At 60.3% G+C, this 10,279-nt stretch carries 13 protein-coding genes; 7 read left to right on the top strand and 6 right to left on the bottom strand.

Features of this window, described 5'->3' with window-relative positions; genetic code table 11:
- The first annotated feature begins 165 nt into the window (after positions 1 to 165).
- The 3 genes from J6595_RS22220 to J6595_RS22210 all read left to right on the top strand — a co-directional run bounded on the left by J6595_RS22220 (position 166) and on the right by J6595_RS22210 (position 2,966).
- On the top strand, positions 166 to 609 hold the full coding sequence (locus J6595_RS22220; protein WP_209597920.1) for a PAS domain-containing protein: 444 nt from the start codon (positions 166 to 168) through the stop codon (positions 607 to 609).
- Between the two features lie 279 nt (positions 610 to 888).
- Positions 889 to 2,511 carry a sensor domain-containing protein gene (locus J6595_RS22215; RefSeq protein WP_209597918.1) on the top strand — a complete coding sequence of 541 codons (1,623 nt, stop codon included), beginning with the start codon at positions 889 to 891 and terminating at the stop codon, positions 2,509 to 2,511.
- A 14-nt stretch (positions 2,512 to 2,525) separates the two neighbouring features.
- Complete coding sequence (locus J6595_RS22210; RefSeq protein ID WP_209597916.1) at positions 2,526 to 2,966, top strand: BLUF domain-containing protein; 441 nt, start codon at positions 2,526 to 2,528, stop codon at positions 2,964 to 2,966.
- 70 nt (positions 2,967 to 3,036) lie between these two features.
- Here the strand turns inward: J6595_RS22210 and J6595_RS22205 are convergent, their stop codons facing one another.
- Positions 3,037 to 3,495, bottom strand: coding sequence for a hypothetical protein (locus J6595_RS22205; RefSeq protein WP_209597914.1), 459 nt, complete (start codon positions 3,493 to 3,495; stop codon positions 3,037 to 3,039).
- Complete coding sequence (locus tag J6595_RS22200) at positions 3,479 to 4,138, bottom strand: recombinase family protein (RefSeq protein WP_209597912.1); 660 nt, start codon at positions 4,136 to 4,138, stop codon at positions 3,479 to 3,481. Before J6595_RS22200 ends, J6595_RS22205 begins: the two co-directional genes overlap by 17 nt.
- A 372-nt stretch (positions 4,139 to 4,510) precedes the next feature.
- Here J6595_RS22200 and J6595_RS22195 point away from each other — a divergent pair, with 372 nt between their 5' ends.
- Both J6595_RS22195 and J6595_RS22190 read left to right on the top strand, forming a co-directional pair.
- Positions 4,511 to 4,804, top strand: a complete 294-nt coding sequence (locus tag J6595_RS22195) for an AbrB/MazE/SpoVT family DNA-binding domain-containing protein (protein ID WP_209597910.1) — start codon at positions 4,511 to 4,513, stop codon at positions 4,802 to 4,804.
- Positions 4,801 to 5,193 (top strand): type II toxin-antitoxin system VapC family toxin, encoded by a 393-nt coding sequence (locus tag J6595_RS22190; protein ID WP_209597908.1) that lies wholly within the window; start codon positions 4,801 to 4,803, stop codon positions 5,191 to 5,193. Before J6595_RS22195 ends, J6595_RS22190 begins: the two co-directional genes overlap by 4 nt.
- A 223-nt stretch (positions 5,194 to 5,416) precedes the next feature.
- Here J6595_RS22190 and J6595_RS22185 read toward each other — a convergent pair whose 3' ends face one another.
- A complete protein-coding gene (locus tag J6595_RS22185) occupies positions 5,417 to 6,040 on the bottom strand; it encodes a TetR/AcrR family transcriptional regulator (RefSeq protein ID WP_209597906.1) in 624 nt (207 codons plus the stop codon).
- Between the two features lie 48 nt (positions 6,041 to 6,088).
- On the opposite strand from J6595_RS22185, the gene J6595_RS22180 reads away from it, so the two are divergent.
- Positions 6,089 to 6,934, top strand: coding sequence for an oxidoreductase (locus J6595_RS22180; protein ID WP_209597904.1), 846 nt, complete (start codon positions 6,089 to 6,091; stop codon positions 6,932 to 6,934).
- A gap of 146 nt (positions 6,935 to 7,080) precedes the next feature.
- On the opposite strand, the gene J6595_RS22175 is transcribed toward J6595_RS22180, so the two are convergent.
- The 3 genes from J6595_RS22175 to J6595_RS22165 form a co-directional block, all read right to left on the bottom strand.
- On the bottom strand, positions 7,081 to 8,274 hold the full coding sequence (locus J6595_RS22175; protein WP_209597902.1) for an IS256 family transposase: 1,194 nt from the start codon (positions 8,272 to 8,274) through the stop codon (positions 7,081 to 7,083).
- Positions 8,275 to 8,494: 220 nt separating this feature from the next.
- Entirely contained in the window at positions 8,495 to 8,956 is a 462-nt protein-coding gene (locus J6595_RS22170) for a GFA family protein (protein ID WP_483414003.1), read from the bottom strand.
- A 64-nt stretch (positions 8,957 to 9,020) separates the two neighbouring features.
- Positions 9,021 to 9,389 (bottom strand): nuclear transport factor 2 family protein, encoded by a 369-nt coding sequence (locus J6595_RS22165; protein WP_209597922.1) that lies wholly within the window; start codon positions 9,387 to 9,389, stop codon positions 9,021 to 9,023.
- A 152-nt stretch (positions 9,390 to 9,541) separates the two neighbouring features.
- On the opposite strand from J6595_RS22165, the gene J6595_RS22160 reads away from it, so the two are divergent.
- Positions 9,542 to 10,000: a MarR family winged helix-turn-helix transcriptional regulator gene (locus J6595_RS22160; RefSeq protein ID WP_209597898.1), complete on the top strand. Its 459-nt coding sequence runs from the start codon at positions 9,542 to 9,544 to the stop codon at positions 9,998 to 10,000.
- The last annotated feature ends 279 nt before the right edge of the window (positions 10,001 to 10,279 follow it).

Raw genomic sequence — 10,279 nt, 5'->3', positions numbered from 1 at the left:
CGGTTCTGCTTGACCGGTCGATTTCGGTTTCCATCCTAGACCAGAAATCTAGAAAGGAACTCCATTGTCGGGAAGTCTACAGACGTCGCTTGCGCGTTTTGCCGAAGGGGCCAGGGTAGCGGTTACCTCGCCGAAACGAATGTCCCCGATCTGCCGCTCAACCTGGTGAACCCACGCTTTTGTGAGTTGTCGGGCTACGAGTCAGACGAATTGGTCGGCCAGAATTGTCGGCTCCTCCAGCGCGATGTGCGGGATCAACCGGGCCGGCAAGAGATCCGTCGCTTTCTCGACGATCTCGAACTTCAATCGATCCGAACGACGCTGATGAGTTTTAAGAAGGATGGGACGCCGTTCGTCAACCTCGTGCTGATGAACAAGCTTGCAGATGCGCGGGGCCGCGTGCGCTTCATTTTTGCTTCGCAGTTCGATGTGACGAAAATCGCCGATCAAGAAATGGCGAACCACGAAGAAATGCTCGCTGACGATGTCCGCCGGATGGGTGCCATTGCCCGTGAACATCATCACATGATGAATACGACATTCGACACGATTGCGAACTCAATGGCCCAAATCGCCAAATCGCGTATGGCTCTCGACGAAAGCGGATGACACCGGTTCTCATGTGAAGATATCGGTCACTGGCTACCCTTGGCAAAGAAATTGAACAGCCAAACTGCGCAAATATTAATGCACATACACCTTTAGATATCACGAGTACTAATTTGCAATTGCACCAAGCAAATACGGATATTTTCGGAGCGATTTAGGCGATAGTAAACTATCGAAACCAGAATCTCGACGCTCGTCGTAACTGGTTAGTATTTTTTGTCTGCCTGATAACTTTTCTCTGCCAAATCTTAGCTTTGTCCGAACCATGACGAGGCTCTCATGAACGTCGCCACACCATTTACAACGATGACGACGTCACAGACTGTCGATGCGCCGAGTACGGAGCGGATCCTCGAAAACCTTTCCCATCCTGTCCTTGCTCTCAATGCTGAGGGTAACATCGTCTATGCCAACTCTGCCGCTGAAGCCTCGTTCGGTGGATGGGTAATCGGTTTGAATATCCGGGATCTTTTTCCGGGATTTGCTCCGGCGAGTGCAAATGTCGCTGAAGCCTCGTCTCTTGTCCTCGTGACGAAAAAGGATGTGGCTTACGATGCAACGCTGACGCCGCTTGGGAGCGCACAGTTCGTCCTCGACCTTCGGCTATCGACCGGACCGCAACAGCTGACCATCGTACCCGATCTCGATGATCTGACGGGCCTCGCCAAGCGCAATATGTTCATGTCGCATCTAACTGGGGCCATTAACAGAGACGATAGCGCTAGCGTTGCGGTGCACTGTCTCGATCTCGATCGGTTCAAGATGGTCAACGACACACTCGGACATGGCATCGGTGACCTTCTCTTAAAGAAAGTCGCAGAGCGCCTGACCGGGGCATGCCGTAAAGGCGACATCGTCGCGCGCCTTGGCGGCGACGAGTTTGTCGTTCTTCAACACGAAGTTCGCGAGCCTGCCGACGCCGAGAAGCTTGCCGCTCGGATCGTGGATCTCGTCGGCCGAACTTATGTTCTCAACGGCCACACGATCAACATCGGCGTCAGCGTCGGGGTCGCGATGCAAGGCGATTTTACCCAGGCTCGCGACATACTGCGAAATGGCGATCTGGCGCTCTATGAGGCCAAACGCGCCGGTCGTGGCCGCTATCGCGTCTTCGAAGCCGGCATGGACGATCTCCTACATAAGCGCCGCGAGATGGAAATTGATCTGAGGCGGGCGCTCGCCCTGAAGCAGTTCGAACTGCACTACCAACCCATTCTCGATCTATCGAACGATACCGTCATCGGGTTCGAGGCGCTTCTCCGCTGGAAACATCCGGTGCGCGGCAACGTCCCGCCGCTCGACTTTATTGCGCTGGCCGAAGAGAACGGCCTCATCGTCAAAATCGGCGAATGGGTTCTGCGGACGGCCTGCCTTGAAGCAGCATCCTGGTCGGACGGGATGATTGTCGCGGTCAACGTGTCACCGCTCCAGTTCAAAGCCGATACCCTTCTCGAAACAGTCGCCTCCGCACTGGAAAAGTCCAGTCTGTCTGCCGAACGCCTGGAGATCGAGATCACCGAGGGTGCGCTCCTCGATGATACGGACAACGTCCTTCAAACGCTCAAGGCTCTGCGTGAGCTCGGGGTCAAAATCTCGATGGATGATTTTGGAACCGGGTATTCGTCGCTCAGCTACCTTCAGAAATTCCCGTTCAGCAAGATTAAGATCGACCGCACTTTCGTGGCCAGTGCGAATGCCGACAGCGAGGCGATCCTGCGAGCGGTCGCAGGCCTCGGCACGAGTCTCGGCATGGCGATCACCGCCGAAGGGGTCGAGACTGCCGAGCAGCTCGCGCGTATTCGCGGCGAACGCTGCACTCATGTTCAAGGGTATCTGACCGGTCGTCCCATGGCGCCGGAGATGATCTCATCGTTCCTCGCCCGGCCGAAGCCTCACCAATAAGGGAGAAACGCCAGATGACCGCCAGCCTCTACCGGCTTGTCTACTACAGCCGCAACCATGTCTCCGGCGACGCCGCGGAGTTCGCGACCCATGTCGATGACATCCTCGCCAAGAGCCGGCAGAACAACCGTCGTGATGAGATCACCGGAGCACTCCTGTTTAATGCAGGATGCTTTGCGCAGGTCCTCGAGGGACCGCTCGAGAAGATCGAGGCGACCTTCGAACGCATTCAGCAGGACGACCGTCATGGCGATGTCTCGCTTCTGGCGCTCAATTCCATTGCCGCTCGCAGTTTTCCGAACTGGGCAATGGGCTTTGTTGGGACCTCGAACGGCGACGCGGAACGGTTTGCCGGTATCAGCGCATCGAGCGGCTTCGATATCTCCAGGCTGAGCGGGGACCAGATTCACACTCTACTTCGTGATCTGACGATCGAGGAAGAGGCGGTCGCATAACTGGTGTGCGCCGGTTGGCTGGTTCGGATCAACTTTTGGCGTAAGCGCAAATCAAATCGCGCTCCGGTTTCTAACGTCGATATGGACCTGTGAAGAGGTCGCCAAGCGCGCGGCGGAGGAGCACCGTCAGGCGGCGCTTTTCGAGGTTCCAGGGGCGGTCGTGGTCGAGGTGACACCGCTGGCACAGGGCGGCGAGGTTGTCGGGGGCGTTGTTGGCCGTGTTCTGGTCGAGATGGGCGCAGGCGAGATGCACAACGGTGCGTGCGATGCCGGCCTCGCTGCCTGCCAGCCTTGGGTCGGTCACCCGTGGATCGGGCAGCCTTCTGGTTCGGATCAGGCGCCCTTTTCCGTCTCGCCAGCGTTCGGCGTCCGCGTCGAACCAGCGCCCGTCGCCGAGATGATGGACGGTCTCGCCATGCGGCCTGCCGCAGCGCTCGCACCGGCCCTTGGCCCGGCCGAAGCGGATGGCGAGAGACAGCTCGCGCCAATCGATTGGATAGAAGTTCCGATCCTCACGCCGAATGGGCATCGGCCCCCTCCCCGGCGGTCGCGTCCGCATTCTTTGCCGGTTCCGACATATCGGCCTTGCCCTGTTCTTTGTACTTGTCACGCGCCCGGCTGATGGTCAGCCGGCTGACGCCGTAGTCGCGGGCGAGCCGCGCGACAGACGCACCGTCCTGTAGCTTGGAGACAACCGCCCGCTTCTGGTCCTCGGTCAAACGCGGCGGACGTCCCAGGGTCTTGCCTTCGGACTTCGCCCGGATCAAGCCGGCTTGTGTCCGCTCGATCAGGAGATCGCGCTCGAATTCCGCCACGGCGTTGATGACGCCCATGGTCATGCGGCCTGCGGGGCTGGTCAGATCGACACCGCCGAGCGCCAGGCAATGGACCTTGATGCCGAGCTCGTCCAGCTGGTCGACGGTCTTCCGCACATCCATGGCGTTGCGGCCGAGCCGGTCGAGCTTGGTGACGACGAGGATGTCTCCTTCCTCGAGCCGGTCGATCAGCTTGGCGAAGCCCGGCCGCTCGGAGGCCGCGATCGAACCGGAGATGGTTTCGGCGACGATGCGGCGCGGCTGCACTTGGAAACCGGCGGCGCGGATCTCGCCAAGCTGGTTGTCGGTGGTCTGCTCGATCGTCGAGACGCGAGCGTAAGCGAAAATCCGTGACATGCGACGCGCCGGCCCTCCGAAACTGCATCAAAAAGGTACGACGCTGTATCGGGCATGTACTAAATGGGCGCAACCTATTTTATGGACATATTCCCCGATATATGCTCAAAAACGGTCAGTTCTGAGCTGCCCCAAGATAGGGGACCATATCCGAATGAGGCCTTTCGACCTTCACCTCCGCAATAAGGCAGATAATGCTCCCTAACCCTTTTCACGCGGCCTCTGCCATATCACATCAGTTTGCCCTTTTCTGACGGCTGAGGCAGAATACCAAGCATGGCTCATTCGCGTACGCTCGATCGATCTGCGCTAGAGAGCTGAATATTTCGTTCTTGCACTTCTGCAGCGAACAATCAGGAAGAGGAGAGAGCCATGAAACTGTATGAATTGCCCATGCAGGAAAACGGGCGCGTCGTGTTGCCTTCGGACCTGCGAAAGTCGCTGGGACTCTCCAAGGGAGACAAGGTCCTGATTGAGGCGGAGGGCGACGAGATAAAATTGACCACCGCGCGCCTACGGCGCAAAAGGGCTCAAGCGATCGCCAGGAAGTACGCTCGCCCGGGCGTCAGCGTTGTCGACGAGTTTCTCGCTGAGAAGCGCGTTGAGGCCGAACGGGAGATCGCACGAATCGAACCGGACGCGGACAAAACGGGCGATCGCTCGTGATCGCCTGCGTGGTCGACACCTCGGCGATTCTTGCTTACGCTTTCGCTGAACGAGGAGCAGCAAAAGTTGAGCGCTGGATCGATGCCGGTGCTGCCGTCTCCACGCTTACAGTTCAGGAAGCCGTCTCGAAGCTGTGTCAAAGCGGTGCGAACCGTAACGAGGCAGAGGATCTTATCCTCTCGCTTGGACTCGTCGTCCATGTACTCGATCTCGATCTCGCGTTCAGCGCCGGCGCCATGTTCGATCTCACGAAGCCCTACGGTCTCAGTCACGGAGATCGTGCCTGTCTCGCTCTTGGCCAGAAACTTTCCGTTCCCGTCGTCACCGCTGACAAGGCTTGGTCGAAAATTGCAGCCGATCTCGAACTGAAGATCGAGCAATTCCGCTGAAACCCCAGAAGAAGCAGACGGGTAAGTCGGGCCGTAAGCGGACGGTCGGCTTCTGGGCGGAATTTTAGGAAAGCAGCCATTCGGGTTTCGCCCCATACGACGCGTTCAAGGCGCTCTCTTACGACCTGCGAAGCGCACATTTCCCGGTGAAACAGAATACAATGAAATTGTTTCAGAAACGAGCTTTCGAATGACCGTGGTGGGTGGTTTCCTGACCGTCCGCTTAGATGTCGGCACGTTTAGATAGCAGCCGTTCCGTGAAACCCATCAGCAGCGTTTGGACGATCTCTCGCGCTCTCGGGCCGATCGCATCGTCCGCCAGCTCGCCTGCGGTCCAGAAGGACAGAACGCCGCGAAACGCAAAGGCAAGTTGACCGGGCAATCGGTCCAGCGCTTCCTCCCTCCATGCCGCGTCCAAGCCGTCGCCGTCGCCCAGCGCCAACCGCCACAGCGACGTAGAGCGCTCCCAAACGCGGCCGGGTGCAGCCGAGGGCGTTCCCAGCCAGCTCATCACCGCCCGACTGACGTCAGGCTCCTCCAGCATCACGTCAGCCGCCACATCGACGGCTAGGAGCACGCGGCTCGCGGCATCCGGCACGATAGGACTGTTGGCGAACCGCCGCGTCATCTCGTCGATCCGCCGCTCGGACAGGGCCTGCATGATCGCCGCCTTGCTGCCAAAATGGTTGAACGGGGTGGCGAAGCTGACCCCGGCATCGGCAGCAAGATCGCGCATCGAGAAGTCCGCCCGACCCTCTCGCAGCAACCGCTCCGCCGCGTCGATCACGCGTTGCCGGACGGGCTCGCCCCGCGAGACACCGGCTATGTCCGTCTTGATCCGCGCCATGTCATTATCTATATCATGATATATTAATCCGCTCTCAAGAGTTAGATCATGATCCTTGCCTCCACCACCACCTTTCTCATCACCGGCGTCAGCTCTGGTCTCGGGCGTGCCTTTGCGCACGGCGCGCTAAGGGCCGGCCACCGCGTGATCGGCACAGTCCGGCGCGAGAGCGATGCCGAGACCTTCAAGGCCCTTGCCCCCGAGCTGGCCCATCCGCTCGTGCTGGATGTGACGAGCTTCGATGCGATCCCGGACGCCGTCGCAGGCGCCGAGCGGGAGGCCGGTCCGGTCGATGTCCTCGTGAACAATGCCGGCTACGGCCACGAGGGGGTCATGGAGGAGTCCACGATCGACGATCTGCAGCGCCAGTTCGCCGCCAACGTGTTCGGTCCGGTGGCGATGATCAAAGCGGTACTGCCGGGCATGCGCGAACGGCGCCGAGGCCATATCGTCAATGTCACCTCGATGGGCGGCTTCATCACCATGCCGGGGATCACCTTCTATTGCGGCTCGAAGTTCGCGCTGGAGGGCATCTCGGAGGCGCTTGGCAAGGAGGTGGCCGGCTTCGGCATCCACGTCACGGCGCTCGCGCCGGGACAGTTCCGCACCGACTGGGCCGGCCGGTCGATGGACCGCACGCCTCGCTCGGTTCCCGACTACGACACGGTGATGGATCCGATCCGTGCGGCTCGCCAAGCCAAGAGCGGCAACCAGCCAGGTGACCCTGCAAAGGCGGCAGAGGCGCTTCTGGCGATCGTCGCGTCCGAGGCACCGCCGACGCGATTGTTCCTAGGCGCAGACGCGCTCGGCTTGGTCGAAGGGAAGCTCTCAGCCATGAGAACCGAGATCGCCGCCTGGGACGACCTGTCGCGATCCACCAGCTTCACGACTTGAGCACTTTGATGAGAGCAGCATGGGTCTCGCATCGATCGAACGACACAGCGAACGTCTGCCTGGCGGAACAAAGGATCGTGTCCCACCCCGTGGTGTAGCTGACGTCTGGTCTCGCGGATCGCGGCAGCGTCGAGCTGATCAGCCTTTCATGCAGCGGGCAGGCTGATGATGGGATCATCGCAGACGGGCGCGAGAGTTTCCAGCGTCATATATCGCGAGCGCTGGACGGCCCATTCCTCGTTCTGCTCCATGAGGATGGCGCCGACGAGCCGGGTAATGGCTTTCTCGTTAGGAAAGATGCCGACCACGTCGGTGCGCCGCTTGATCTCGCCGTTGAGACGCTCGATCGGGTTTGTCGAGTGCAACTTCGCCCGGTGCTGCGGCGGGAAGCTCATATAGGCAAGGACGTCCGCTTCGGCGTCATCCATGAGGTTGGCGAGCTTCGGCAGCTTGCCACGCATCTGATCGGCGACGTGACGCCACTGTTTGCTGGCGCTCTGAGGATCGTTCTGGGCGAACGCGGTGGCGATGAAGGCCGCAACCACCCGCCGGCTGTTCTTGCCGGCATGGGCCAAGGCGTTTCTTTGAAAGTGCACCCGGCAACGCTGCCAGGTCGTGCCCAGGACACGAGCGACGGCGGCTTTGATACCCTCATGAGCATCGCAGATCACCAGTTTGACGCCGGTGAGGCCGCGTCGGACGAGACCACGCAGAAAGTCCGTCCAGAACGGCTCTGCTTCAGACGGGCCGATCGCCATACCGAGGACTTCGCGGCGACCGTCGCGGTTGACGCCAACGGCGATGGTCACGGCAACGCTGACGATACGCCCGGCTTGGCGGACCTTCAGATAGGTGGCGTCGATCCACAGATAGACCCACTCGCCCTCGATCGGCCGGGTCAGGAAGGCATCGACACGTTCATCGATGTCCTCGCAGAGCCGCGAGACCTGGCTGCGGGAAACGCCGGTGCCGCCCATGGCCTGGACGAGATCGTCCATGGAGCGGGTGGACACGCCGTGAATGTATGCCTCCTGGATCACAGCGACGAGCGCCTTCTCGACAGCGCGGCGCGGCTCCAGGAAGGACGGGAAATAGGAGCCGGACCGCAGCTTCGGGATCCGCAGTTCGACATTGCCGGCGCGGGTCTGCCAGTCGCGGTCTCGATAGCCGTTTCGCTGAGCAAGGCGATCAGCGCTCTTCTCGCCATAGGCCGCGCCGGTGGCGGCGCTGACCTCCAGCTCCATCAGCCGTTCGGCGGCAAAGCCGATCATCTCGCGAAGAATGTCCGCGTCGGCGCTCTGGTCGACAAGCGCGCGTAGGTCCAACATGGGTTTGGTCATCGGGGAAGTCCTCGGTTCGGTTGCGTCTCGCAACTCGACCCTACCGCAGGACCCTCGATGACCGCTCAGCTACATCACGTGATGGGACACGATCGAACAAAGGAACTGCAACCGAACGACGACGATGGGTCGGAGGCGGTCGGGCTACTTCCCGACCCGAACGAATGTAAGCGCGTCGGCCGTGGGGCGGACGAGTATCCAATTCTTGCAGCGTGCGCCTTCAGCGTACTGCATGCTCCCATTCGGCGTAGGCGCCGATAAGGCGAGGGAACTCATCCGGGTCAGGGAAGTGCTCGAAGCGATGGGGAGCGACAGGTTCGACAAAGGGAAGCTTCTCGGAAACGAAGCTTTCCACGAACGGAGTGAAGCGATCGGCGTCTTCGAACAGGCTCGAACGCACTACGACGATGTCGCCAAGACCGGGGGGGCGGGTCAGGACCCAGCTCGAACAACGCGCGCAGCCTTGGTGTCCGGCATTGTGATCGGCACCGATCGGCACGGTCTCGCCCACTTCCATGTCGACGGCATCCGATGCGTAGATTGCTCCTAACGAGTAAGGGCCGCCGGTCATGCGGCGACATCCTGTGCAGTGGCAGGCACCTGTGGCAAGGCGCGGGCCGCTTGCGCGCAGGCGCACGGAGCCGCAGTGACAGGTTGCGTGATGGGTGTTTTCGGTCGTCACGAAATTGTTCGTCCTATACTGTCGAAGGCTCGAGAAGAGCGGAGTGCGCCGCACGGAGGCAAGATCATTTGTTCTCGCGAATGTCGAAGCGGCTGACCTTGCCGTCTACGAAGTGGAAGAGGTGACCAACCGTCTTGTCCTTCAACCCGTCGACCTCGACGGGTTTGCCGGTGAGATCGCGGATGGTCTGCCGGACTTCGACAATGATCGCATTGTCGTCGGACTGACGGAAGCTCAACGGTTCGACATGGGGATCGACGAGCGTCCATTGCCGCGTCCAGTAGGCCCGAATGCCGTCATGGCCATGAACATATCCGCCGTCCATGCCGTTCGCCCAAGCCACGTCGTCCGTGAGCATTGCAAGGACACCATCGATGTCCTTGGCGTTGAAGCGCTCGTACATGCGCTGGAGGGTTTTGACATTCTCTGTCATTTCGATGGCCTTTGCGAGACTGCTGGCGAAAACGGAGGCGACCGTCAGGAACGCTGCGAGGATAATGGGCATTCGTGCCTCCCTTGATTCTAGCGACCAGGACTTGTTACATAGGACACTATGTACAAATATAGGGTCCTATGCAATATCGAATGTCTACGTCCGATGTCCTTTCCACACCCGGCCACTTGACGAGCGTCGCGGCGCGGGGCTTCGCACGCTTGAGTGAAGCTCGCTTGAAGCCGCTCGGTTTTGGCGTCGGGACTTTGCCGGTCCTCGTGGCTCTGGAGGAGGGGCGGGTCAAAACGCAGCGCGACCTAGCGCGCTTCGCTCGGATCGAGCAGCCGTCCATGGCGCAGATGCTGGCGCGGATGGAGCGGGATGGACTGATTTTGAGGACCCCGGATCCGACCGACGGCCGCTCCAGCCGCGTCGCCCTGACCGAAAGCGCCCGGGCGCGCCTTCCGGAGGCCTGCGCGGTCCTCTCTCAGGGCAACGACGAAGCTCTTGCTGGCTTCACAGAGACGGAAGCCGAGGTGTTCATCTCACTGCTGAAACGGCTGATCGGCAATCTCGATCAGCTCGTGAAGAACGATGTCGGCGATCGGTGAACGCGGAGACAGCGACAGCGTGAATGTCCGTTTCCGGGAAGCCGCAACCTTCATCGGAACGGCGAGAAAGGGTCGAAAGCCGCCGATCGCTTCGGGACGTCCGCTTCAACTCTGCCGATCGGCTCGGCTGGGTGGAAAGCATACTGGCAGTTTCGACCCAGTGCTGCCGTACACCGAGTTCGCAGCGAATGGCGGCTTCGAGCCCACAGCGACGAATGCTGCATGATGTCTGAATGTCAGCTTTGAAGTCCTAGGTTATGCACGCTTGTTCCGCATCGC

The sequence above is a fragment of the Jiella mangrovi genome (assembly GCF_017815135.1).
GTDB lineage: Bacteria > Pseudomonadota > Alphaproteobacteria > Rhizobiales > Rhizobiaceae > Jiella > Jiella mangrovi.
Note: the sequence above shows the minus strand (reverse complement) of the source record. Positions and strands in the feature narration are given on the sequence as shown.

Coding starts and splice junctions, on each gene's coding strand:
- J6595_RS22205 (WP_209597914.1), bottom strand. CDS start 3,495: ATGCCCATTCGGCGTGAGGATCGGAACTTCTATCCAATCGATTGGCGC.
- J6595_RS22175 (WP_209597902.1), bottom strand. CDS start 8,274: ATGACCAAACCCATGTTGGACCTACGCGCGCTTGTCGACCAGAGCGCC.
- J6595_RS22210 (WP_209597916.1), top strand. CDS start 2,526: ATGACCGCCAGCCTCTACCGGCTTGTCTACTACAGCCGCAACCATGTC.
- J6595_RS22200 (WP_209597912.1), bottom strand. CDS start 4,138: ATGTCACGGATTTTCGCTTACGCTCGCGTCTCGACGATCGAGCAGACC.
- J6595_RS22195 (WP_209597910.1), top strand. CDS start 4,511: ATGAAACTGTATGAATTGCCCATGCAGGAAAACGGGCGCGTCGTGTTG.
- J6595_RS22215 (WP_209597918.1), top strand. CDS start 889: ATGAACGTCGCCACACCATTTACAACGATGACGACGTCACAGACTGTC.
- J6595_RS22185 (WP_209597906.1), bottom strand. CDS start 6,040: ATGGCGCGGATCAAGACGGACATAGCCGGTGTCTCGCGGGGCGAGCCC.
- J6595_RS22165 (WP_209597922.1), bottom strand. CDS start 9,389: ATGACAGAGAATGTCAAAACCCTCCAGCGCATGTACGAGCGCTTCAAC.
- J6595_RS22160 (WP_209597898.1), top strand. CDS start 9,542: ATGTCTACGTCCGATGTCCTTTCCACACCCGGCCACTTGACGAGCGTC.
- J6595_RS22180 (WP_209597904.1), top strand. CDS start 6,089: ATGATCCTTGCCTCCACCACCACCTTTCTCATCACCGGCGTCAGCTCT.